We start from the raw sequence: 22,807 nt of genomic DNA on the forward strand, positions 1-22,807 counted from the left end.
CGCTATTCTACTGAAGGGGAGATCAGGAGGGTATCCTGACGGCTTGGGACTCCTTTGGTCCGGGCTCCCATCCGAGGGCCACGAGGCAGACAGTGACGGCGATATTGGGAATCTCGGCGTTTTATCACGACTCGGCCGCGGCTCTGGTCCGGGACGGCGAGATCGTGGCGGCGGCCCAGGAGGAGCGTTTCAGCCGGAAGAAGCATGACGCCTCCTTCCCCGCGCAGGCCATCGAGTACTGTCTGGAGGAAGCCGGTCTCACGCCGGGCGAGCTTGATTACGTGGGCTTCTACGACAAGCCCTTGATGAAGTTCGAAAGGCTGCTGGAGACCTACCTCGCCTATGCGCCCAGGGGATTCTCCTCGTTCGTGAAGGCGATGCCGGTCTGGCTCCGGGAGAAGCTTCATCTCCCGGGACAGATGACCCGGGGGCTCGGCGGGGCCTACCGCAAGCGGTTCGTCTTCACCGAGCATCACGAGTCCCACGCGGCCAGCGCCTTCTTTCCCTCACCCTTCCGGAACGCCGCAATCCTGACCGTGGACGGGGTGGGGGAGTGGGCCACCGCCGCCTACGGCACCGGAAAGGATAACCGGATCCGGCTGACCCACGAGCTTCGCTTTCCCCATTCTCCGGGTCTTCTCTATTCCGCTTTCACCTATTTTTGCGGGTTCCGGGTGAACTCGGGGGAGTACAAGCTCATGGGGTTGGCGCCCTACGGCGAGCCCCGGTACATGGACCTGATTCTCCGGCGGATCATCGACCTGAAGGAGGACGGCTCCTTCCGCATGGACATGTCCTATTTCAATTACTGCCAGGGCCTGACCATGACCTCCCGCAAGTTCGAGCGGCTCTTCGGCGGAGCGCCCCGTCAGCCCGAGACGCCGCTGACGCAGCGGGAGATGGACCTGGCCGCCTCCATCCAGCGGGTCATGGAGGAGATCCTGCTGCGAATGGCCCGGCACGTCCACGCCCGGACCGGGCAGCCGAACCTCTGTCTGGCCGGCGGAGTCGCCCTCAATTGCGTGGCGAACGGACGGATACTGCGGGAAGGACCCTTCCGGGAGATCTGGGTCCAGCCCGCGGCCGGAGACGCCGGCGGCGCCCTGGGAACGGCCCTCTTCATCTGGCACCAGTTGCTGGGCAACCGTCGCCGTGCGCAGACGCCCGACGGCCAGGAAGGCTCGCTTCTGGGCCCCTCATATGCAGAGACGGAGATCCGATCCTTCCTGGACTCGGCGGGCGCCGACTACGAGCAGATCGACGATCCCGAAGAGCTGGTGCGGCGGGTGGCCCGGGTCATGGCTGACCAGAAGGTTGTGGGGTGGATGCAGGGGCGCATGGAATTCGGGCCCCGGGCCCTGGGATGCCGGAGCATCCTGGGAGACGCCAGAAGCAGCCGAATGCAGTCGGTGATGAACCTCAAGATCAAGTTTCGGGAGTCCTTCCGGCCCTTTGCGCCGTCGGTCATGCGGGAGCATGTGGACGAGTATTTCCAGATGCGGCCCGAAGAAGACAGTCCCTACATGCTATTGGTGGCTCCGGTGCAGGATTCCAAGAGAGTGGCCTCGGACGGAAAGGCGCAGTTGACCGGATTGGACAAGCTCAGCGCCGCCCGCTCCGTCGTCCCGGCCATCACCCACGTGGACCACTCGGCCCGTGTTCAGACCGTCGACTCGGAGAGGCACGGAGCCTACTACCGGCTGCTGCGGGAATTCGACCGGCTGACCGGATGTCCCGTGGTCATCAACACCAGTTTCAACGTCCGGGGCGAGCCCATCGTCTGTTCGCCGGAGCAGGCCTACCGCTGTTTCATGTCCACCAACATGGACGTGCTGGTCATGGAGAATTTCATCCTGCTCAAGGACCGGCAGCCTCGGGCGCGCGAATACGAAGTCGGCGCCTACTTGGCCCAGTTCGAACTGGACTAGACATTCCCGCCGTGTGGGCGGGCCTTACGCTGAACCGTGTCCTCTCCATGAAACCCACGGACCTTATTGGCGCTGATCGACGTAGGCGAATCTAATCCAAATTCGGTTCAGGTGGTCGAAGTCTTTGTCGGTTGACAGGAGCGTCGCCCCGGTTTCGTGCGCAGTCGCTGCAATCCAGAGATCGTTTTGTGTCAATGGGATAGCCGGTCGTGGAGGAGGGGTCTGCGCGGGAGCGGCCACAGATTTCCCATGGGTCCAGGCGTCAATCAGGGCATACGCACTCAAAATTCGCCTGTTGCTAATGTCGACCGTAGGAAAAGCCTCCAAAACTTGCTCCAGTCGAAGCCGTTTGTTCTTGCCCCAGCCATTCTTTTCGGCCAGCGCAAGAAGCTCGCCCCGACAGATGATGGAAGTAAAAACCATCGTCTCCCTGTTCCCCAGATCGAATATCTGACGAGCCCGGATTGCCCATGGCGCTTCTCGAACGAAACCCAGCAACGTGCCCGTATCCAACAGGTACCGTCGATTCATTGAACGGATCAATCGAGTTGGGACAGGAGTTCATCGATGGGCTCGTCGCCCGGCCACGCTCCCGCGAGGATCATGGGATCGGTGGATCGAACATTGCGTTTTCGCTGAGCCGTAACCGGGCCCAGCGACTCGCCACCTTTACCCGAAGGGCTCTCTTCGAACACTCTGTCTCCTTCAGCACGGCCACTCATCCGACGCGCCTCGATCCATCGCGCCTCTCCGTTCGCTTTAAAGTGAACAAGCCCCTCCACGGTAGTCGGATTTCCCCAAAGCGGACGCAGGACCTCTGTGTCCAGCAAGTCTGGGTGCAACTTTCCAAGGAGTTGGCCGTTCCGGCCGAGCAACAGGCGAAAACGGCCACCACCATATCTAATTTCGTCCAGTCTGCCGGTCACGATGAACGACCTGGGTGGTGGAATACTCCTTAACCGCTCGGATACCTGCGTGCAGACATGCTCATCCAGCACGAATCCCGAGCCTGTCGAACCCTGTGGAATCAACTCGTAGCGAATACCAGGAGTGCCTGCGGCTGAGTTGAATTTGAGAATTGCTTTCAGGACGTCCGAGTCGAAATGGTCACCCGGGGATTCGGCAGACGTAGCTTCTTCGATTGCGCGTGCCGCCATGTCGAGCGAAGTGTCATCGAGACTCGGCTTGTCATGCCACAATTCCTGTTGGGAAAGCTCGCCATAGGCCGTCTCACGAAATCGAGGCGCCTCGATTTCGAGAATCGTCGAGCCGGAGTTCAATCCGGTAACCGTAAAATTGGCGCTTGCCCGAAGCCATTTGGGTTTTCGCCCCCTCCCACTGCTCTGCCCGGTTACGATCAAACGCGTGGCTCGTTCCCCCGTTTGCAGTAGAGCATCCAGAATACGGCATAGGCTTGCCGCCTTGATCTGCCCGGTAGGTTCCGGGAGGCCGCTGAGGCGCAATTGATACCGTTGCGTGTTCACTGCAAGCTCTCCTTTCCCCGGTGAACCGGTTTTTTGGGTCAGTATAACCCTCATGTGGCACTGCTGCCGGTGGTCAGGCAGGGAGCCAGGACTACCGAATCCAGCAGCGAATCACACGCGAATCCGAAGAGATTCCAAGATGTACTCTCGGTGTCGTGTCGCCAAATCGGGGATTCCGGAGTCGAGAGAACCCAAGAGGTCGCTGACCTGTTGGGCCGAATCGAGGGCTCCGGGGCTGATATGGAGGAATTGGCGTAACGCTGTCCTTATTATTTCCGAGGGGCTGAGACCCAGGTTCCGGGAAGCAAGTGCTATTCCTTCACTCAGATCGTCGGGAATACGCACGGTCAGTCGTTGCTGCATGCGTTACATTGTAAGACACAACGCGGGAGAAGAACTCAAAGGTGGTTGACGGCATCGCTCGTTTCTCTTGCAACCGACTCCCGTTTGAGGCTTCGTTCGGGAGTGAATCGGACTTGGAGAGGATCATTCGGAAGGGAGAATCATGAAAGTCAACAGAAGGAACTTCGTCCGAACGGCTGCGGCTGCGGGGGTAATTCATAAAGCGGGAATGGAGCGAACCGTGTCCGCCGGTTCTGAGACCCGGCGCATGCGGGTCACCGCCTTTCCGCGCGCCGTCGGGAGGGACCCTTCGCCTCTGTCCAAGGCGGCCCTGCGCCACATGCGGCAGATGGGAATCCGGGATATCCGAATCGCCTCCAGGTGGCTGCCCGGCTACGTGCGGGACGGTGAAATAGACTTGGACGAGCTGCTGCGGGTCAAGCGGCGCGCCGAGGGTGTGGGAATCAAGATCAACGCCATCTATCTCCGCAAGGTGGACACCGCCAACCTGCTCCTGGGCCGTCCCGGATGGAAGCAGGAACTGGAGAAGATCTCCCGGACCATCGAGAACATGGGGAAAGCGGGGATTCCGATTCTGGAACACAGCCTCCTGCTCTCCCGGGTCACCCGGGACGTCTTCAAGCTTCCGCTGCCCGGTTACCGGCACGTTCTTGAGGGCCGGGGCGGGTACCGGATGTACCGGTTCGACGGGACGGGAACCGAGGAGCACGGCCGGCCGGCCGGCTCCATCTCCTCCGACCAGTTGTGGGAGCGGATCACCCGCTTTCAGGAACACTGCATCCCGGTGGCGTCCGAAGCCCGGGTCCACGTGGCCTGCCATCCCGACGACCCGCCGTCGGCCCGCTACTGGGGAGTCTCCCAGGTCCTCAACAGCAAGGAGGGCCTGGACCGGCTCATCAACATCGTTCCCAGCAGATACAACGGCATCCTCCTCTGCCTGGGGACGATGCAGGAGTCCGGAGCCGACGTCATCGACCTGATCCGCTATTTCGGGGGCCAGAAGAAGATCTTCGACATCGATTTCCGAGCCGTCCGCGGGACCGTACCCAACTACGACGAGGTCTTCCTGGACGAAGGGGATCTGGACATGTGGAAGGTGGTCCAGGTGCTCCGGGACGTGGGCTACGAGTGGACGCTGGAGCCGGACCACGTCCCCGGTTTCACGGCCGAAAAGAAGGGCGACCTGATCTCCTATGCCTGGGCCATCGCCTACATCAAGGCTCTGATCGCCGCCGCCTACGGCGAGAGGGTGTGAGATCCGGATCTGTGTTTGGGACTTCGACCCGACGGCGGGAGGTCAATCCTTTTCCACGACCCAGATGTTTCGATAACGCACCGGGTTGCCGTGGTCCTGCAAATAGATGGGGCCCGGTTCGCCTTCCTTGAATTTGAGTCCGTCCGATTCGGGTGGCAGCCGCGGCAGGACGACCTGGTCGTGGATCAACACTCCGTTGTGCCGGACCGTCATCGTCGCCGGGGAGACCTTTTCCCCCGCTGTGTCGAACCTGGCCAGGGTGAATTCGATGTCGTAGGTCTGCCACGAGAGCGGCGGGAACGACATGTTGATCCGGGGCCCCACCATTTCGTGGATGCCTCCGGCCCTTCCGAATTTGGACAGGCGCTCGAACTTGCGGTTTTCGTGGTGCCAGCCGAAGGAATCGACGATCTGCACCTCCCATTCCCGCTTGACGTAGACGCCGCTGTTGCCCCGCTTCATGCCCCGCGCCGTCGGCATGAAGGGGCAGCGGAACTCCAGGTGGATCCGGACGCTTCCGAACTTCCGCTTGGAAGTGGTGCCCACGTCCAGCAGGCCGTTTTCGACGAGGCGGCCCTCTTTCCACTCCTGGACGCCGGTCCCGTCGAACAGCACGATGGCTCCGGCGGGCGGCTCGGCGCCTAGCGTCGGGGATTTGCGAAGCACCTTCTTCAGACGGAATCCAACACTGTCCGCCCGGCCGTGAAAGTTGTGGGCCTCGCCGGTGAAGACACCGTCCCGGATAAAGCCCCGGAAGTTGGAACTGCCGAAGTTGAGCCGTTCGCCGTGAATGCCGTGGAAAATGGTCCGGCCGTCCTCCCGGGTCCTGCCCCCGATGTGGGAGACGGTGCTCTCGTCCCAGCCCGCCCCCGGAAGACCCCCGGTATAGACCACCCCCTGGAACTCGCGGTTCCCCAGGGCGATCACCTGAACCCCGACGGGAAAGTCGGAGCCCACGTTGCCGGCGTATTCCCCCTGAACCTGGAAGTCAGGTCCCGCCTCGGCCGGATCCGTGAACGAGGGGAGCTCCGACGCCATGCCGGTCGAGGAATGATTCCCGGAGGTTGTCCAGCCGAACGCGAAAACCAATGCAAGGAGGAGGTGGCGCCGTGCCCGTAGAACCCGCGTTCCGGGCGTCACCGCATGGACTCCTTGGCCCGCTCGGCCAACTCCTCCGGAGTCAGATCCTCCTGGTGAGTGGCGATGCACCAAATGTTTCCGTCCGGGTCCTGGACGATGGCGTTGCGGTCTCCGTAGAACATGTCCGCCGGCTCCTGCCTGGACTTCGCCCCGGCCGCCAACGCCTGGGCGTAGGTGGCGTCGGTGTCGGGCACGTAGAGGTAGAGCATGCAGGGAAGCGCTGTGAACTGGTCCTGCGCCCGGCCCATCATCACGTACGAATCGCCGATGCGCGCCTCCGCGTGCCCCGTCTTCCCGTCCTGACCGGGGACACTCTCCGTCTCAGTAGCGCCGAAAGCCGCCTTGAGGAAATCGAGAAACTCGTCGACATCGGCGACGACCATGTACGGCGTCACCGTGTGGAAGCCATCGGGGATCGGATTCACGGCCATGGAAGCGTCCTCCTGTTCACGGCAGTTGTCGTTGGGCGCTGACAGGGCATCGAGGTTATCCAACCCTCGACCTCCCGGCAAGGCTGCGTCCGGCGCCAGCGTCAACTGCGACAATTCACCAACTGAGTCCCGACCTCGCCGCATTCGTCATATACTCGGCGACTCTGTGAGATGTCCACGTTTGATTCTGCTGCTCCTCATCTGCGCCTTCTGGACGGCTGAATCGGCTGAATCCCAAAGTCAGGTTGCGGTGTTGGAGGGGACCGTCCGGAAACTCGGCGGCGGTCCTCTGGCGGAGGTCGAGATCCAGGCCCGCAGGATCGAAACCAACGAGCTCTTCGTCCGCGGATCCGACACTGCCGGCGTCTACGGTTGGGATGGGCTCCCGGTGGGAGACTACGAAGTCCTGGTTTCCAGGGACGGCTTTGATTCCCAGCGCAGAGTGGGTGTCCGACTCCAGGTCGGGCAACGAGTTCGGCTCGACTTCCGCCTCCGCCGCACGCAGCCGGGAGAGGACTCCAAGGTATCGGAGGACCTCTCCCAACTCACCGTCGAGCGGGACGATGTGGGACAGCTCATAGATCGCAAGCAACTGCGCAACATGCCCACCAAGGAACGCAACTTCCGGGATCTGGTCTCGCTGGCTCCGGGGGCAGTCTCCCAGGGGACGCGTCGCATTCAGGTCCTGGGGATGAGCTGGCGGGACAATCTGACCTATTTCGACGGGACCCTGATCACCGGTGGTGACGGATCCAGCAGCCTGACTCCCTCGTCGGAAGCGATCCGGGAATTCGACGTCAAGACCGGCCTCTATTCGGCGCAGTACGGCATTCGCTCCGGCGGGCAGGTGTTGCTGGTGACCCGGCACGGCGGAAACCGCTTCCATGGCGGCCTCTTCTGGTTTCACCGCAACGACAATCTGGACGCGAGAAACTACTTCGAGCAGCGGAAGGCGGAATTCAAGCGGAACCAGATGGGGGGCACTCTGGGAGGTCCCCTGATCCTGCCCGGTCTGAACCGGGACCGGGACCGCGCCTGGTTCTTTCTCTCCTATTTGCACTACACCATCCGGGAGACCCTTCCCTTGACGGCCGTGGTGCCCACGCCGGAAGAGCGTGAAGGTAGGTTCTCCGGCTCCATTCTGGATCCGTTGAACGGGAAACCGTTCCCCGGGAATCGGATACCGGCCCATCGAATCGACCCGGTGGCCCGCCAACTGCTCAGCTTCTACCCCTTGCCCAACACGGCGGGGCCGCTCAACTTCACGAGCCCCGATTCCAAGCGGCCGCACGACAATCGCCAACTCATCGCCCGCGTCGACCTGCGGACCTCTTCATCCAGCAGTTGGGCATTCCGTTTCTCCGGTGATCGACGGCCCTACTTCCGGGCCGGGGTTTTCAGCGTGTTCTCAACCCGGATGCCCCTCAAGACCTACAGCCAAGCCATCACCAGCACCCGGAGGCTCTCCGCAGGTTCGGTCAACTATTTCGGCCTGCACTGGTACCGGCGACCCTACACGGCCGTGGTGGCCCGGCCCAAGACCGACGCCGTGCGGCGGTTGGGAATCCCTCAACTGCTGGAGACGGAGATCGACCGGGACGGCATTCCCCTGGTGTCGATCCAGGGATATACGGGCTTCGGGGACCTCCAGCGGATCGGACCCGTCAACATCGGCAACTGGCAGGTGAAGGACGATCTGACGCTTCAGCGCGGACACCACTCGATCCAGATGGGCGTGGAATTTCGCCAGAATTACAACTTATTCGGGCTACAGGGACGGTCCCAAATAGATTTCTACGATCGCTACACCGGAAACGGGTTTGCCGACTTCCTGTTGGGTTACCCTTCCAGGACCCTGTTGGGAGGCGAGGAACGCCGGGGCAACTATCATCAGAACAGCATCTACAGCTACCTCCAGGACCGCTGGCGCATCACGCCCGATCTCTCTCTGACCCTGGGCCTCCGGCACGAGTGGAGATACCCGTGGCGGGACAAGCGGGGATTCATGGGCAACTTCGATCCCGTCTCAGGAGAACTGATTCCTCCTCTCCTGGACCTGGATCTGGCGCCGTGGGAAACGGGCCGTTTCCGCCCCAATTATCCGCTGGTCGAATGGCGGCCCTGGGAGGGCCTGCTGCCCCGGCTGGCAATGGCTCTCCGGCTGGGACGGTCCTCGGTGCTCCATCTGGGACTCGGGCTCTATTCCAATGAGACCGATCTCTCGATGATTCAGGGAATGGGGAAGAACCCCCGGCCCGGATCCCGGCTTCTGATCTTCAACGGCCCGCTGGAGAGTCCCGGGTTGTCCTTCTCCGATCCCTTTCCCGCCGCGTTGGCCAGTTCAGCCGTTCCCATCCTGACGGGGCACGAGACACCCACGGCGTTGCCCCGGACCCGCACCTGGGGACTGTCGCTGCAACACCGATGGACCCCCGAGCTGATACTGGACGTGGGCTACCAGAACTCGCGAACCGGCGGCCGGTTGGAAACGGTCTCCTTCAACGACGCGGCGCCCGGCAGCGGTGACCGGCAGTCCAGGCGTCCCTTTCCCGAGCTGCAAACGGTCCTGTTCACGGGAGCCTTCGCCGACGCCTGGTATCACAGCTCCTTTCTCCAGTTGGAAAAGAGGCCGGGCCCCGACGGGCTCAGATTGCAGGGGGCATTTTCCTGGTCGAGCCTGATGGACACGGGGGGAGGGGACCAGGGGAACCAGAGCAACCTCCTGCTGCGGTCCATCAACCTGTCGCCGGAACTGAATCGAGGGGTGGCGAACTCCCAGATCAAGAAGCGTCTCCTCTTATCCGGCAGTTACGACCTCCCCTTCGGTCCCAGGAGGCAATTCGTGCGGACCGGATGGGCGGGACGAATCCTGGGCGGCTGGTCGCTCCATGGCATCTCCACCTTCCAGGACGGGCCCTGGTTCACCGTCTATCTGCCCGGCGATCCGCTCGACACCGGGTCGCAATACTCCCAGTGGCCCGATCGCATCCGCGAAGCCAATCTGCCGTCGTCGCAGAGGCACCCCCAGCGCTGGTTCGACACCTCCGCCTTCGTCCGGCCGAAAGGATTTCGCTACGGAAACGGGGGGCGCAACACCGTCGAAGGCCCCGGGGTCATCAATCTCGACGTATCCCTTCGCCGTGTCTTACAGGTTCGCGACGAAGAGACACTCGAGGTGAGGCTGGAGGCGTTCAACAGCCTCAACCGCGCCAACTTCAATCCCCGGGCACGGGATGGGATCACCCAGTTCGGAACTCCCGAATTCGGTGTCGTCGGCCGCGCCCTTGCAGGACGCCAACTTCAACTGGCGCTCAAGTACTCTTTTTGAGATTTAACGAAGCAATGAGAAAATTGGTATAGAGAAGAGAGAAGTGGCCATCATCGAGATCAACAAGCAGCCTTCGAACCGTGAGCTCCGCCATTTCGCCGCCATTGGATTGCCCATTTTCTGCGCCGTCCTGGGAGCCTGGAGGGTCTACGGTTCCGGCGAATGGACCCTGGCTGGAGCCGTCTGGGCCCTGGGTGTCCTGGGCGCCGTCGTCGGATTGCTGAAGCCGGCCTGGGTGCGGCCCATCTACGTGGGCTGGATGTACGCCGTCTTCCCCATCGGGTGGACCATCTCGCACCTGATCCTGGCCGTCATCTATTTCCTCGTCCTCACTCCCATCGGACTCGTGGTACGCTGGTTCCGGCCCGACCCGCTGGGGTTGAACCTGGACCGGAAGCGGGACACCTATTGGGTTTCCCACGACCCCGGCCACGATCCGAAGCGTTACTTTCGACAGTTCTGACGGAGGTTCCGGAAGCGATCCCATGACCGACGAAGGCTCGTCCGAGGTTTCGCAATTCCGCCGGGACGCCGAACGGCCCCAGACCGGAATCGTCCGGGAATTCTGGGACTTCCTGCGCCACAACAAGAAGTGGTGGCTGACCCCAATCATCGTCGTGCTGTTGCTGTTGGGGGTTCTGATCGTGCTGTCGGGTTCGGCGGCGGCGCCATTCATCTACACTCTTTTCTAACGGGGCCGAGACCATGAACAACTATCCGAAGCTTCACAATGCCGGCTGGCCGGGAGTCGTGGGGAAGGGACCGGATGCCGAGGAGCCCTTCATTGATCTGGACACCATGCTGGACTGGACGGCGGCAGCCGAGGTGGACGGCCTCCGGTTCGACGGGGTCGACCTCTTCCTGAGCGCTCCCCACGTGGACATCGACTCCACCGACGACGATCTGAAGAGACTGGCCGAGAAGGTCCAGGCGCTGGGTCTGGTCATCGGAAGCGTGGTGGCCCCCGTGTGGCCTCCCACCGGCGGCGGATCGGCCATGGGAGACGAGGCCGACCGGGGCCGGTTCCTGAGCATGGTCGAAAAGGCCTGCGCCATTGCCCGGCGGCTCCGGGAGTTGGAAGTGCGTCCCTACGGCGTGGTCCGCATCGATTCCTCGGTGGACCCCGGGACCTGGGCGGCCGACCCGGAGGCCAACACCAGGCGCATCGCCGACACCTTTCGGGAAGCGTGCTCCCGGGCCGGGGACCAGGGCGAGCTCCTGGCGGCCGAGGGAGAGGTCTGCTGGGGCGGCATGCACAGTTGGAAGGAGATGCTGAAGCTCCTGGAACTGGTCGACCGGCCGGAAATTCTTGGCTTTCAGGCGGACATGGCTCACACGTTGCTCTATCTTCTGGGCGTCAACGCGGCAAGCGACGCGATCCTGCCGGCGGACTTCGATTGGCAGGACCAGGAGACGTTCGGGCAGGCCTACCGGACCCTGACCGACAGCCTCAGGCCCTGGACCATCGATTTCCACGTGGCCCAGAACGACGCCACGGTCAAGGGTTCCGGCTCCCACGACAAGACGGGCCGCCACTGTCTGCCCGCCGATCCCGGCGGCAAGCTGGACATCGTCCGGGCGGCCGGACACTGGCTTCGGGACTCCGATGGGGAAGTCACACGAGCTTGCCGGCACATCTGTTGGGACGGCTGCATGTTCCCCAATCGGATCATGTCGGACCCTGGAACCTGGAACCAGATTCTCTCCAGCATGATCCAGGTTCGCGATGCCCACGGTTGGGAGGAGTGAGCCGGCATCGGGACTGAAATGGCTCGAAACGAGTCCCTTCTGCCCTCCGCCGTAGAGGCCATCGGCCGGACTCCGCTGGTCGAGCTCTCCCGGATCGCCAGCGGCGTGCAGGGCCGGATCCTGGCGAAGCTGGATCACCTCAATCCGGGTTTTTCCAAGAAGGACCGGATCGCGCGGCAGATCATCGAAGATGCCGAAGCCGGCGGCGAGATCCGCCCGGGACAGACGGTGATCGAGCTCACCAGCGGGAACACCGGGACCGGTCTGGCCATCGTCTGCGGCCTCAAGGGCTATCCCTTCGTGGCGGTCATGTCCAAGGGCAACTCGGGAGAGCGGGCGCGCATGATGGGGTCGCTGGGGGCGGAAGTGGTCCTGGTGGACCAGCTTCCCGATTCGGTTCCGGGACAGGTGTCGGGGGGAGATCTGGAGCTGGTGGAGCAGGCGACGCGGGAACTCGTGCGGGAGCGCCGCGCGTTTCGCGCCGATCAGTTCCTGCACCGGGGCAATTTCCGGGCCCACTACCTGCATACCGGTCCCGAGTTTCTGGTGCAGTCGGACCATTCGATCCAGGCCTTCTGCGACTTCGTGGGGAGCGGAGGCACTTTTGCCGGCTGTGCGGCGGCGTTCAAGGAGTACGATCCCGGGATCCGGTGCTACGTGGTGGAGCCGCATGGGGCCGCGGTCCTCGCCGGGGAGGAGGCCGCCCATCCCGGCCACAGGATTCAGGGAGGCGGCTACTCCATGGCCGACCTGGCCTGCATCGATGGCGCCCACGTGGACGGTTATCTGCAGGTCACGGACGACGAGGCGGGCGGGATGGCTCGCCGCCTGGCCCGGGAGGAAGGCATCTTCGCCGGTTTCTCCAGCGGCGCCAACCTGGCCGGCGCGCTGCAGCTCCTGAACGGGCCTTGCGCCGGGAGGACGGTGGCCATCATGATCTGTGATTCGGGATTGAAATACCTGAGCACGGATCTCTGGGAAGATGAGCAATAAGGAGGGGAGATGAAAACATCCAGGCGCGGACTCTTCAAGTTCGGTGTGGCGGCGGCGTCAGCGGGAATTTTTGCCGGCCGGACTCAGGTGGCGCACGCCAAGAAGCGGGCCTTGAAGTTGGGAGTGGCCAGCTACTCGCTGCGGAACATCCCCCGTCCCGGGGCCATCGAAATGGTGCGGGCGTTGGGGACGCCTTACGTCAACATCAAGTCGTTTCACATTCCGTATGAGACCTCTAAGGCGGAGCGGGCGCGGGCGCGGGCCCAATTCGAAAAGTCCGGCCTGCAGATCGTCGGTGGAGGGGTGGTCGCCTTCAAGGAAGACACGGACGACGCCGTGGAGTTTTTCTTCGAGTACGCCAAACAGTGCGGCATGCCTCTGATGGCGATCGCCCCCACGGCTCAGGTCATGCCGCGGGTGGAGAAATTCGTCAAGCGTTACGGCATCGCCGTGGCCATCCACAATCACGGCCCCGAGGACCAGCATTTTCCGGCGCCCTCCGACGGGCTCAAGGTGATCAAGGGAATGGACCCCCGGGTGGGACTGTGCGTCGACGTGGGCCACACGGCCCGCACCGGTGTCGACGTGGTGGATGCGGTCCGCGAAGCGGGCAGCCGAATTCTGGACATGCACATGAAGGACCTGCGGGATTTCACGGACCACAGGAGCCAGTGCGCCATCGGTGAGGGCAAGATGCCGGTGGCCGACATCTTCCGGGAGTTGATCCGAATGGGCTATGCGGGCCACGTCAACCTGGAATACGAGATCGAACCGGACAATCCCCTGCCGGGCATGAAGCAGTCCTTTGCGTATATGCGGGGAGTCCTGGACGGTCTGGCCGGGTCGTGACGGGCTCTTGAGCCGGATCTCGGAAGTTCAGTCGATCCTGCCGAAGATCCCGACGTAGGTGGGTTTCTCGCTCGTGGGAACCGGGTCCCCGAACCGGGTCAGGCGGCCGTCCGGTCCGATCCGGAAGATGAGGATCGAGTCGGCGTCCTGATTCGCCACCAGCAACAGCCGTCCGCCGGGATCGATGTCGAAGTTCCGCGGAATCCGGATCAATCCGTCTCCCTGCTCCCAGCCGATCCGCTCCAGCCGCCCCGTTCCGGGATCCACCCGGAAGATGACGATGCTGTTGTGTCCCCGGTTGGACGCATAGACAAACTCTCCCGACGGAGAGACCAGGATGTGGGCGCCGGTGTTTCCGCTGCGGTCGAACCCGGAGGGCAGCGAGTCCACCGTCTCCCTGCCGGAGAGCCGGCCGGTGGCTGCGTCGTAGCGCCAGGAGTGGACCGTGCTGTTGGTCTCGTTGACGGCGTAGGCGAAGCGGCCGCCGGGATGAAACGCCATGTGCCGGGGACCGGCTCCCTCGTCGGTGGGAGCCACCGCCGGATCGTTCGGTTCCAACCGGCCCGATTCGGCGTCGAAGCGGAACTGGGCAATGTAGTCGGAGTTGGTGCAGGGAATGAAATAGTAGTTGCCGCCGGGGTCCGCCTGGACCATGTGGGTCTTCTTCCCGACCTCTCTCGTTTGCACGGGGTTTCTCGCAGCGCCGTCGGGACCCAGAGGCAGGACCGAGACGTAGCCCGCTCCGGGATGATAGTGAACCACCAGGAGCCAGCGTCCCGAGGGATGCACGTGGAGGTGAGGAGGCGATCCCGGACCAACCGGGGTCCGTGAAATCCGCCGCAGGCCGCGGTCTCCGTCCTCGATGGCCAGAGCGACCACGTGGGGCGGTTCCAACCGGTCCAGGGCATACAGGAATTTCCCATTGGGATGGCGCGCCACGTAGGGGAAGCTGCCCGAGTCGTCGGTGGGCCGCAGGGCCCCGGAGCCCCGCTTCTCCAGGATTCCCCGATTCAGGTCCAGCGTGTGGATGTCGATCCGGCTGCTCCCTCCGGCAACGTAGACGATCGGGTCCGGGTTTCGAGCCTTCACCGTCTGAGTCAAGAAAAGGACCATGAAGCAGTATCCGAGGTGTTTTTTAGCCATCTGTGTGCCTGCGGCGGCCCATGATAGCATGCCCTTTCCGAGATCCCGGAGAGCCAAAGAGGAGGGTGGCCATGTCTCAAACCATCGATCGGCGCCAGTTCCAGAAACGGCTCACGGCCGCGCTTGCCGCCACTGCCGTGCTGCCGCTGGGATGCGAGACACGGAGCCCGGCTTCCGAGGCTCCGGTTTCGTCCGGAGACAAAATTCCCGAGGGAGGCAGCGGAATCCTGAGCGTGACCCGGGGGGCTCCCGTCCTCACGGTGCCGGAGGTCATGCCGGAGGGCGCGCGCTGGCGCTACGGCCTGATTCTCCCCTTCCAGGCCGGGCCCTACACCGGGGGAGCCTTCGTCAACGTGCGCATCCGCAACGGGGTCATGGGCCACAAGAGCGGCCATGGCGACTACGAGGTGGGAAACGACGTGGTGCTCTTCGATTCCGTCGATGGGATTCGTCCGGGCTCGACCCTGAATCTCCACCGCAATCACGACGAGCCGAATCCCCATTCCGATCCGCCGGGGCAGACGTCCATCATGGTCAAGTACCCCATGCGGGGAGGCTTCGTTCCCCTGGGAGCCAAAACCGCCTCGGGAGCGGATCACCCGGGCGCGGGGACGGGGTTCGGCGTCAGCCTGGCGCTGGCGCGGCGCAAGAAGGGGCCGGACCATCCCGACGGAGCCGAGTACAGCCAGGAGGAAAATTACCAGTACTTCGAGGTGTTCCAACTGTCCTTTGACGGCGAACGGATGCGGCGGACCGATGTGCAGAGGTTCCGGCCGGAATCCATGGTCGAGGGGTGGTGGATCTACAACGGCGGGCTCGCCAACGCCATTCCTTCGGGCGACGATCTTCTGCTGTGCGTGTCCGCGGCCGCGAGCAAGGGCGGTGACGGCTACGATCCCCGCGTGCCGGGCGGCTCCGGTGTCCTTCGCTGGAGCCGGCAGGGAGGCCGGTGGCAACCCGAGTCGTTCGTCATGGTGACCGGCGCCGACTCCTCCAGCGAGGCCAGCCTGATCCGGGATCTGGATGGATCGCTTCTCTTCGCAGCCCGGCCCGGCCCGCAGGATTTCCACTCGATCCGGGTCTGGCGGTCACAGGACGAGGGGCGGAGCTGGAAGAAGATCATCGATGTCCGGGGGGGCATCTCCATCGCCCCCATCACCCTGAACCAGGCTGTGGACGGGACTCCCTACATTGCTTCGAACATCTACCTGGTGCCGACCCATCCCATCGACAAGCGCTTCCGGACCATTCGGGACCACCAGGGCCGAGTTAGGGGAGGCGGATGGACCCGGCAGAAGCTCTACCTCTGGCCGCTGAACCAGGAGCGCACCGGGTTGGAGGCGCCCATTCCGGCCCGCGACTGCCGGGCGGAGTTCGGTCCGCCGCCGGGAGATTCCATGTGGCGGGTGGACCACCCCTTTGCCGCAAACCTCCATCTGGGAGACGGGAATTGGCACAACGTTATGGGCTACCGGATCCATGAGGATGTGGAGGACCATGATGCCGTCCTTCCCCCCGAGACCGGTTCGTACCTGGAGGAGGTCATCTCCGCCGGCCCGCCGATTCCTGCGTGGATTTTTTGAGGCAAGGAGAGGGGCGTTTTCCAATCGCCCGTACCGTCCTCACATTTACCCCCTGCACCAGCAAGTGGCTGCCGCAGAATCGCCTCAGTTCGTGAAGACCGACCTTCAACCCGACCCTGTCAGCGGCCCGGCGCATCGGCTTGTCGGGATTCACCCGCCTCATCCCTGTCCGTCTGTTGACGAAGACGTTAGGGGCGCTCAGGTAGTGGGGGAGCCCGGTCAGGGATCCGGTGGAGTACTTCGAGAGCGGTATCTCCCTCGACTCATGTTTCTCAACCGGTGATCCTCGCCCTTCCACTACGGCTTGGCCGAACGATTGCCTTCGATGCCCGCTTTTGGACTGTCCCACCCGAAACCTCCCAAACGCCAGGCTCCAGGCTTAGCCAAGCGTCCCTTTCCCGTCGTCGCGAAGATCGCGATCGAGGACCTTTACGCCCGAAGGGAAAAAAGTTTGTGACCGATTCCGTTTTCGGGCGTTGTATTGACTAGAGCGCGAAAATACGAGCTCCGTCGAAGGAAATGAGATGCTCAATCCATGGCACTTGGCTTGCGACGGCATTGACCTCCAGATTTCTTCAGGGCAGGCCCCACCTGCCCCGCTTGTGCCCGCCGACTGGCGAAACGCCGAATCCGGATGCGCCGGAATTCTTCCCCGGAAGGAGGCTGTATGAGAACACGCACCAAAAATGATGACCGGGAATTCAGGATCGCCTTGTTGCTGCTGCTGGCCTTGTTGCTTCTGGCCAGCCTGCCGGGCTGAGTAGCGCCGCACGCGCCGGACTGGTCCTCGGTGCGAGATGTAAAGCCGAGGTGGAGACCCAGGTGCGGCTGCACGTTCGAGCTGGGGGCAACGCTTCCGCAAGACCGTGGAAGACCAGTCGCAGGCAGCGGGACCCTCGGCCCCCGCGTGAGACTAGTAGATCGGAACGAGTTCCCATGAAAGGTCACACATGAATCCGGAAGCATCCCTCGAGGACCTCATCGACGGAGTCGCGCTGAGCCTCCTGATCGTCGTGGCGGCGTTCTTTGCTTTGCAGGTCGCCTGCTGAACCGAGGCCATTCCCAGGGACGCGGATCCCTTGGGTTCGGGGCCATTGACAGCCTGTTTGCCGCCTGTTCAGCGCGTCAATAACAGGGAGCCAACCACACTGCCGATTCGGCGTATAATCGGGTCAATGACTGATTACGCGAGCCCTCCGGAGAAAGACGCTCGCAGGAGTGACGAAAGCAAGCTGCGCTGGACCGGCGGCGGCTGGGTGCTGCCTGGTGGGACGAGCGACGTTCCGGTCATCGACGCGCACTACCACATCTTCCCCCGGCTCGGATCGCAGCCGCAGGGGATCCCTCCCGCTCTGCGATTGAAGTTCTGGCAGTACCATTCACGCGAGTGGATCGACTTCTGGCGGACCGACACGGGCGAACACGTCGACGAACGCCTGCTGGAATTCGGTTCGCACTCCATCGCCGACATGCCGGACGTGGGGTTTCACCTGACCGGCCACGGGCAGGCGGAGATCACCGTCGACGGGGTCTCCTATCGGATGCAGATCTACCCGCCCAGCCTGACCAACAACGAAGCCGGCCCGGAGCGGATGGTGGCGGAGATGGACATGGCGGGCGTCGACATCGGCGTGCTGCAGTCGGACCATGTCTACGGCGATCTCAACGAGTACTACGCAGAGGCGGCCGCGCGGTATCCGGGCCGGTTCATCCCGCTGGCACAGATCTGGGAGCCGGAAGCGGACGACGCCGGCCGGCTGTCCCGCCTGCGGGAAGGGTTCGATGAGCTGGGCATGCGCGGCCTCTACTTCAGCGTCGAGCCGCTGTCGGTGATGCAGGTCGACCGCTCGCTGAACGATCCCACGTTCGACGCCCTCTGGCAGGTGGTGGAGGAGCGGGCGCTTCCGGTGTTCTGGTTCCTGGACGACCGTGCGTTGGACCGGGTGGGCCTGTTCATGCGCCGCGTCGCGGAGCTGGACGAGTGGACCGGGCGCCACCCCGACGTGTCGTGCGTGATCACCCACGGCCTGGTGCCGGCTGCGATCATCCACCAGATCGGCGTGCCGGAGGAGCTGCTGCAGGTGCTCGAACGGCCGCAGGTGCACGCCGAGATGCTGATGCCGGCCAAGTGGCCCGATTACCCTTACGCCGAAGGCCAGAAGCTCTTACGGGTACTGCGCGACCTCGTCGGCGCCGGGTCGCTGCTGTGGGGGAGCGACAGCCCGTACGGGATGTCGCAGTGGTGCACCTACCGCCAGTCGCTCGACTTTATCCGCGTCCACTGCGACTTCCTCACGGCAGCGGAGAAGTCGTCGATCCTGGGCGGCAATGCCGCCCGGTTGTTCGGCCTGGTGCGCGAGGCGCCGCGAAGCTGAAGCCGCCGGATTACGCCCGCTCGTAGACCAGGGCGGCAACGAGTCCGCAGACGACGATCTGAACCGTTCCATAGACGAACCAAGCCATGGCCAGCGAGAGCGATATGGGCTGCACGGCGTAGGTGGCGAACGCCATCGGGACGGTGATCAGGAGGCCGACCAGCAGTCCGTACCGAATCCCTTCCATGGGGCCCTTGCCTTCGTAGCCTTTGGTGAAGATATAGGTGAAGAGCAGGGACCAGATCGCAGCGACAAGCACGATCAAGCCTGTGTTGATCTCCTCGGGCATTCGCCACAGGGAATAGGTTTCCTGGTAGTAGGGTGTCAAGAGCACTTGATGAATGATGAATCCCAGGACCTCGTGCACGATGAAAACGACCAGTGCGGTCAATAGGAATCGCTTCATGTTCACCTCTTCTCCTCTCCTTGTGTCGGAATTTGCATCGGTATGCAAGGTGCAATCCGAAGATTTCGTTCTGAATCTACTACGGTCGCTCCTTACTGATCCAGGAGGGTGCCCTAATGGTCCCGGCTGGAGAGTTCGTCGGCCAGAGCCTCCAAGCCGATGGCTTCGAGGTTGTGCCCTCTCGGATAACGATCCTCGCCCGAGTGCACCAGAAACGCCTTTTCCGGCTGTAGATCGGTCAGCGCGACCCGCAAGCCCCGCTCCACTTTGGGGGCGAGTCCGCGCTTGATCTCGATGGCCCAGAGGCGGCCTCTCGGAAGCTCCAGTATCAGGTCGACCTCGACGCCGGTGGCGGTGCGATAGAAGCTGGCTTGGGTGCGCTCGGCGGCGGCCCGGATCAGGGTTTCCAGGACGAATCCTTCCCAACTCTTGCCGGCGACGGGGTGACCGAGGACGCTCTCCTCATCATCGAGGCGCAGCAACGTGTGGACGATGCCGCTGTCGCGGACGTAGAGCCGGGGGGATTTCACCAGACGCTTCCGAACGTTGGCGAAAAACGGCGGCAGCCGGCGAACCGACAGCAGGTCAAACAGCAGGTCGAGGTACTTGGTCACGGTCTTGCCGTCGACGGCGAGAGCGCGGGCCAAATTCGCCGCGTTCAGTAGATCCCCCTGGCCATGGGCCAGCATGGTCCAGAGCCGCCGCAAGGTTTCGGCCGGGATCCGAGGCCCCAACTGAGGGATGTCCCGTTCCAGATAGCTCCGGACGAACTGATCCCGCCACCGCGCTCTCTGATGGTCGCTTGGCGCCAGAAAACTGGGCGGGAATCCACCCCTGATCCAGAGTGAAGTCCGGGTCTCTTCTCGGGTCTCCCGGATGTCCAGCGGCGACAGTTCCAGGCAGGCAATACGTCCAGCCAAGCTCTCGCCCGATTGCCGCAACAGATCGATGGAGGCGGAACCGAGAATGAGGAATTGGCCGGCGGCCTCGCCACCCCGGATGCGTTCGTCGATGAGAACGCGCAGGAGCTGGAAGAGCCCCGGCGCGCGTTGCACTTCGTCGAGCACCACGAGCCGTCCGCGCAGGGAGCGGAGGTAGGCGCCCTGATCCTCCAGCTTGGCCAGATCGGCGGGGTCTTCCAGATCCAGGTACACGCTGTCGGCAGTGCGTGCGATATCCCGGGCCAGAGTCGTCTTCCCGACCTGCCTGGGCCCAAGGAGGGCAACGGCCGGGAACTGACGCAGATATGACTCGACTTTGGGTCGCAACACTCGCGGAATCGTGGACACAACACTTGCAATTAGGGAACTGATCTCCAGGAATGCAAGTGTAAACGAGAAAATGAGGGGGTCTTGAGGTGGAAATTATTGTTTGACACTAGCTGTACTATGTGAAATAGTACAGCTATGCTTCCGTTCACGGTCCGGTTGCGCACCGGCGTCTCCGTTTACCGGCAACTGGTCTATGCGGTCCAGAAGGCGGTGGTCTCAGGACAGTTGCTTCCCGGCGACCGGTTTCCTTCCGTACGGAACCTGAGCCAGGAGCTCCGGATCAATCCCAACACGGCTCAGAAGGTGGTGAGGCGGCTGGTGGATCAAGGGCTCCTGGAGGTCCAACCGGGCATCGGCACCATCGTCGGCCGGTTGCCGGAGGCGACCCCGCGGGAACGCTCGGCGCTGCTGGAGGACGAGGTCGAGCAGGTGGTGGTGGAGGCCAGAAGGTTGTCCCTGACTCGGGACCAGCTCGTCCGAGCGGTCGAGGACCAGTGGGAACGGCTCTCGAATGCCGGGAATCAGAGGAAGCAGAAGGAGGGGTGACATGAACGCCGTCATCGAGACTCAAGGACTGACCCGCCGATTTCGGAAAACCGTTGCCGTCAATGACCTCTCTCTGGAGGTTCCGGCCGGCAGCATCTTCGCCCTGCTGGGCCCCAACGGCGCCGGCAAGACCACGCTCATCAAGATGGTCATGAACATGGTCCGGCCCTCCGGTGGCAGGGCCACGATTCTGGGAACCGATTCGCTTCGTCTGGGACCGCCCCAGTTGGAGAGGATCGGCTACGTCTCCGAAAACCAGGAGTTGCCGGAATGGATGACCGTCCAGGAGCTGATCGATTATTGCCGGCCCTTCTACCCGGCTTGGGACGACGACTTATGCCGCCGGCTGATCCGGCAGTTCAACCTCCCCCTGGCGCGTCAGCTCAAGACTTTTTCCCGCGGGATGAAGGTCAAGGCGGCGCTGTTGTCGTCCCTTTCCTACCGGCCGGAACTGATGATCCTGGACGAACCTTTCACCGGCCTGGACGCGCTGGTCCGGGATGAGCTGATCCGGGGTCTGCTGGAGGTCACGGGTCAGGAGGAGCGGACCATCTTCATCGCGTCCCACGATATCGACGAAGTGGAGCGTCTGGCCGACTGGGTGGGGGTGATCCACAACGGCGAGATGCAGATGTCCGAGCCTGCGGCGTCGCTTCGAAACCGCTTCCGCCGGTGCGAGGCGACTTTGGAACGAGGCCAAGAGATACCGGAGACCCTTCCGGAAACATGGCTGATGGCAGAGCGGGCCGGACAGGTGCTCCGTTTCGTGGATAGCCGTTTCCAAAACGGAACCGGCGCGGAAACCATTCGGGAGGTCCTTCCGGGAGTCAAGGACCTCGACGTGAGCCCCATGTCTCTGAAGGAAATCTTTCTCGCATTGGCTCGATCTTGGCGGCTCTACGAGGAGGAGGGATGAAGCTGATACTACACATCTTTCGCAAGGACTTTCGTCACCTTCGTCTCTACCTGGCCGGTTGGTTGGGATTGTTGATATCTGTGTGCCTCTTCGTCCGTCTCGGGTGGGGCCTGGGTCTGGGTTGGATCGCTGTCATTGGAGTGCTGAAGGTCGCATTGTTGGCGTTGATCGTTTCCAATCTGGTTCAGGAAGACTCTCCCGTGGGAAGCACCTCATTCTGGCTGAGTCGGCCTGTTTCCGGTCGGCAGTTGCTGGCCGCCAAGTCGATCGTTTTGGCGGTGACATTGATAATTCCGGCACTTCTGGTCGAGGTTATGTTTCTCCTCTTCAATGGAGTTACCGCGCACGACACCCTCCGTTCAATCCCCGAGACACTGATCTACACGCTCTTCGTTGTTGCAATCCTCATGATGCTAGCCGTTTTGACACGCAGCCTTTCCCAGATGGTGGCGTTGGGTCTCTTTTCTTCGGTTTCCATGATTGTTTTCCTGCTGGTGAAAGCGGAAATATTTTTCCCTGGGATTCGATTGGACATCGATCCTTTAACCACGATGACCCTGAGGAGTTCGAAGTGGATTGGGTTTTTTCTAATCCTTTTGACAATGGCGGCAATCGTGGTCTGCCTCCAATATCTGACTCGGCGGAGGAAGCTCAATGCCATCCTCGCGCTGGCAGGTCTGCTTCCATGCATCCTGACTGTTGAAATGTGGACTTGGGATTTCGTGGCTGCGTTACGACGACCAGAACGGACTGTCGTTGACCCCGAAAAGTTGGTGGCCAGGATCGACGAACAGAGTCTGAAGTTTTTTTCCAACGCCTCTATGTCTTCGCGAGATAGACGAATGGTTCTCCACGGGACCATCGTGACCGAGAATCATCCTGACGATCTGATGGTTGTGCCGTTGCAGGTCGGCTCCAAGGTGTCATTTGGTCCCGTAGGTCCTGGGCATCGTGGGCATTGGGAGCGCGATGTCAACGAGTACGAAGACCGGCAACTAGTACCCCATAACATGTAATTGTTCGTATATTATAGTAGGAGGCTGGAGA

At 62.6% G+C, this 22,807-nt stretch carries 20 protein-coding genes; 13 read left to right on the forward strand and 7 right to left on the reverse strand.

The genetic code is table 11. The features are described from left to right. Nucleotides 1-92 precede the first annotated feature (92 nt). Nucleotides 93-1,928 (forward strand): carbamoyltransferase, encoded by a 1,836-nt coding sequence (locus tag OXT71_20675; protein MDE2928806.1) that lies wholly within the window; start codon nt 93-95, stop codon nt 1,926-1,928. Nucleotides 1,929-1,991: 63 nt separating this feature from the next. Here OXT71_20675 and OXT71_20680 read toward each other — a convergent pair whose 3' ends face one another. Both OXT71_20680 and OXT71_20685 read right to left on the reverse strand, forming a co-directional pair. Then, nucleotides 1,992-2,459 (reverse strand): PIN domain-containing protein, encoded by a 468-nt coding sequence (locus OXT71_20680; protein ID MDE2928807.1) that lies wholly within the window; start codon nt 2,457-2,459, stop codon nt 1,992-1,994. An 8-nt stretch (nt 2,460-2,467) separates the two neighbouring features. Beyond that, the gene (locus OXT71_20685; GenBank protein MDE2928808.1) at nt 2,468-3,412 is read right to left on the reverse strand and encodes a hypothetical protein; all 945 of its coding nucleotides are present in this window, start codon (nt 3,410-3,412) and stop codon (nt 2,468-2,470) included. A 505-nt stretch (nt 3,413-3,917) separates the two neighbouring features. Between OXT71_20685 and OXT71_20690 the strand changes: the two genes are divergently transcribed. Then, nucleotides 3,918-5,030 carry a mannonate dehydratase gene (locus tag OXT71_20690; protein ID MDE2928809.1) on the forward strand — a complete coding sequence of 371 codons (1,113 nt, stop codon included), beginning with the start codon at nt 3,918-3,920 and terminating at the stop codon, nt 5,028-5,030. A 42-nt stretch (nt 5,031-5,072) separates the two neighbouring features. Here OXT71_20690 and OXT71_20695 read toward each other — a convergent pair whose 3' ends face one another. Next, entirely contained in the window at nt 5,073-6,068 is a 996-nt protein-coding gene (locus OXT71_20695; protein ID MDE2928810.1) for a DUF1080 domain-containing protein, read from the reverse strand. Between the two features lie 98 nt (nt 6,069-6,166). Further along, nucleotides 6,167-6,664, reverse strand: coding sequence for a VOC family protein (locus OXT71_20700; GenBank protein ID MDE2928811.1), 498 nt, complete (start codon nt 6,662-6,664; stop codon nt 6,167-6,169). Between the two features lie 118 nt (nt 6,665-6,782). Between OXT71_20700 and OXT71_20705 the strand changes: the two genes are divergently transcribed. From OXT71_20705 to OXT71_20730, 6 genes are all read left to right on the forward strand, one after another. After that, the gene (locus tag OXT71_20705) at nt 6,783-9,929 is read left to right on the forward strand and encodes a TonB-dependent receptor (protein ID MDE2928812.1); all 3,147 of its coding nucleotides are present in this window, start codon (nt 6,783-6,785) and stop codon (nt 9,927-9,929) included. A 43-nt stretch (nt 9,930-9,972) separates the two neighbouring features. Further along, nucleotides 9,973-10,392, forward strand: a complete 420-nt coding sequence (locus OXT71_20710) for an SxtJ family membrane protein (protein MDE2928813.1) — start codon at nt 9,973-9,975, stop codon at nt 10,390-10,392. An 88-nt stretch (nt 10,393-10,480) separates the two neighbouring features. Continuing rightward, nucleotides 10,481-10,621 (forward strand): DUF5989 family protein, encoded by a 141-nt coding sequence (locus tag OXT71_20715; protein MDE2928814.1) that lies wholly within the window; start codon nt 10,481-10,483, stop codon nt 10,619-10,621. Between the two features lie 13 nt (nt 10,622-10,634). Continuing rightward, nucleotides 10,635-11,678 (forward strand): TIM barrel protein, encoded by a 1,044-nt coding sequence (locus tag OXT71_20720; protein MDE2928815.1) that lies wholly within the window; start codon nt 10,635-10,637, stop codon nt 11,676-11,678. A gap of 18 nt (nt 11,679-11,696) precedes the next feature. Beyond that, the gene (locus tag OXT71_20725) at nt 11,697-12,671 is read left to right on the forward strand and encodes a cysteine synthase family protein (GenBank protein ID MDE2928816.1); all 975 of its coding nucleotides are present in this window, start codon (nt 11,697-11,699) and stop codon (nt 12,669-12,671) included. Between the two features lie 9 nt (nt 12,672-12,680). Beyond that, nucleotides 12,681-13,520 carry a sugar phosphate isomerase/epimerase gene (locus OXT71_20730; GenBank protein MDE2928817.1) on the forward strand — a complete coding sequence of 280 codons (840 nt, stop codon included), beginning with the start codon at nt 12,681-12,683 and terminating at the stop codon, nt 13,518-13,520. Between the two features lie 27 nt (nt 13,521-13,547). Here OXT71_20730 and OXT71_20735 read toward each other — a convergent pair whose 3' ends face one another. Next, nucleotides 13,548-14,633: a lactonase family protein gene (locus OXT71_20735; GenBank protein ID MDE2928818.1), complete on the reverse strand. Its 1,086-nt coding sequence runs from the start codon at nt 14,631-14,633 to the stop codon at nt 13,548-13,550. 101 nt (nt 14,634-14,734) lie between these two features. Here OXT71_20735 and OXT71_20740 point away from each other — a divergent pair, with 101 nt between their 5' ends. Further along, nucleotides 14,735-16,246 (forward strand): hypothetical protein, encoded by a 1,512-nt coding sequence (locus tag OXT71_20740; protein ID MDE2928819.1) that lies wholly within the window; start codon nt 14,735-14,737, stop codon nt 16,244-16,246. Nucleotides 16,247-17,421: 1,175 nt separating this feature from the next. Further along, complete coding sequence (locus OXT71_20745) at nt 17,422-18,621, forward strand: amidohydrolase family protein (protein ID MDE2928820.1); 1,200 nt, start codon at nt 17,422-17,424, stop codon at nt 18,619-18,621. A 10-nt stretch (nt 18,622-18,631) separates the two neighbouring features. Here the strand turns inward: OXT71_20745 and OXT71_20750 are convergent, their stop codons facing one another. Continuing rightward, on the reverse strand, nt 18,632-19,027 hold the full coding sequence (locus OXT71_20750; GenBank protein ID MDE2928821.1) for a hypothetical protein: 396 nt from the start codon (nt 19,025-19,027) through the stop codon (nt 18,632-18,634). A gap of 113 nt (nt 19,028-19,140) precedes the next feature. Continuing rightward, nucleotides 19,141-20,298 carry an ATP-binding protein gene (locus OXT71_20755; GenBank protein MDE2928822.1) on the reverse strand — a complete coding sequence of 386 codons (1,158 nt, stop codon included), beginning with the start codon at nt 20,296-20,298 and terminating at the stop codon, nt 19,141-19,143. Nucleotides 20,299-20,433: 135 nt separating this feature from the next. Here OXT71_20755 and OXT71_20760 point away from each other — a divergent pair, with 135 nt between their 5' ends. From OXT71_20760 to OXT71_20770, 3 genes are read left to right on the forward strand one after another with little or no spacing between them, the layout of a single operon-like run. Further along, the gene (locus OXT71_20760; protein ID MDE2928823.1) at nt 20,434-20,844 is read left to right on the forward strand and encodes a GntR family transcriptional regulator; all 411 of its coding nucleotides are present in this window, start codon (nt 20,434-20,436) and stop codon (nt 20,842-20,844) included. Nucleotide 20,845: 1 nt separating this feature from the next. Beyond that, entirely contained in the window at nt 20,846-21,760 is a 915-nt protein-coding gene (locus tag OXT71_20765; protein ID MDE2928824.1) for an ABC transporter ATP-binding protein, read from the forward strand. Next, the gene (locus OXT71_20770; GenBank protein MDE2928825.1) at nt 21,757-22,776 is read left to right on the forward strand and encodes a hypothetical protein; all 1,020 of its coding nucleotides are present in this window, start codon (nt 21,757-21,759) and stop codon (nt 22,774-22,776) included. Before OXT71_20765 ends, OXT71_20770 begins: the two co-directional genes overlap by 4 nt. The last annotated feature ends 31 nt before the right edge of the window (nt 22,777-22,807 follow it).

This window comes from Acidobacteriota bacterium (assembly GCA_028874215.1).
Taxonomy (GTDB): domain Bacteria; phylum Acidobacteriota; class UBA6911; order RPQK01; family JAJDTT01; genus JAJDTT01.

Bases quoted from the DNA above. Each gene is read 5' to 3' on its own strand.
- OXT71_20680 (MDE2928807.1), bottom strand. From the start codon at position 2,459: ATGAATCGACGGTACCTGTTGGATACGGGCACGTTGCTGGGTTTCGTT.
- OXT71_20690 (MDE2928809.1), top strand. From the start codon at position 3,918: ATGAAAGTCAACAGAAGGAACTTCGTCCGAACGGCTGCGGCTGCGGGG.
- OXT71_20695 (MDE2928810.1), bottom strand. From the start codon at position 6,068: ATGGCGTCGGAGCTCCCCTCGTTCACGGATCCGGCCGAGGCGGGACCT.
- OXT71_20720 (MDE2928815.1), top strand. From the start codon at position 10,635: ATGAACAACTATCCGAAGCTTCACAATGCCGGCTGGCCGGGAGTCGTG.
- OXT71_20725 (MDE2928816.1), top strand. From the start codon at position 11,697: ATGGCTCGAAACGAGTCCCTTCTGCCCTCCGCCGTAGAGGCCATCGGC.
- OXT71_20730 (MDE2928817.1), top strand. From the start codon at position 12,681: ATGAAAACATCCAGGCGCGGACTCTTCAAGTTCGGTGTGGCGGCGGCG.
- OXT71_20735 (MDE2928818.1), bottom strand. From the start codon at position 14,633: ATGGTCCTTTTCTTGACTCAGACGGTGAAGGCTCGAAACCCGGACCCG.
- OXT71_20740 (MDE2928819.1), top strand. From the start codon at position 14,735: ATGTCTCAAACCATCGATCGGCGCCAGTTCCAGAAACGGCTCACGGCC.
- OXT71_20745 (MDE2928820.1), top strand. From the start codon at position 17,422: ATGACTGATTACGCGAGCCCTCCGGAGAAAGACGCTCGCAGGAGTGAC.
- OXT71_20750 (MDE2928821.1), bottom strand. From the start codon at position 19,027: ATGAAGCGATTCCTATTGACCGCACTGGTCGTTTTCATCGTGCACGAG.
- OXT71_20760 (MDE2928823.1), top strand. From the start codon at position 20,434: ATGCTTCCGTTCACGGTCCGGTTGCGCACCGGCGTCTCCGTTTACCGG.
- OXT71_20765 (MDE2928824.1), top strand. From the start codon at position 20,846: ATGAACGCCGTCATCGAGACTCAAGGACTGACCCGCCGATTTCGGAAA.
- OXT71_20770 (MDE2928825.1), top strand. From the start codon at position 21,757: ATGAAGCTGATACTACACATCTTTCGCAAGGACTTTCGTCACCTTCGT.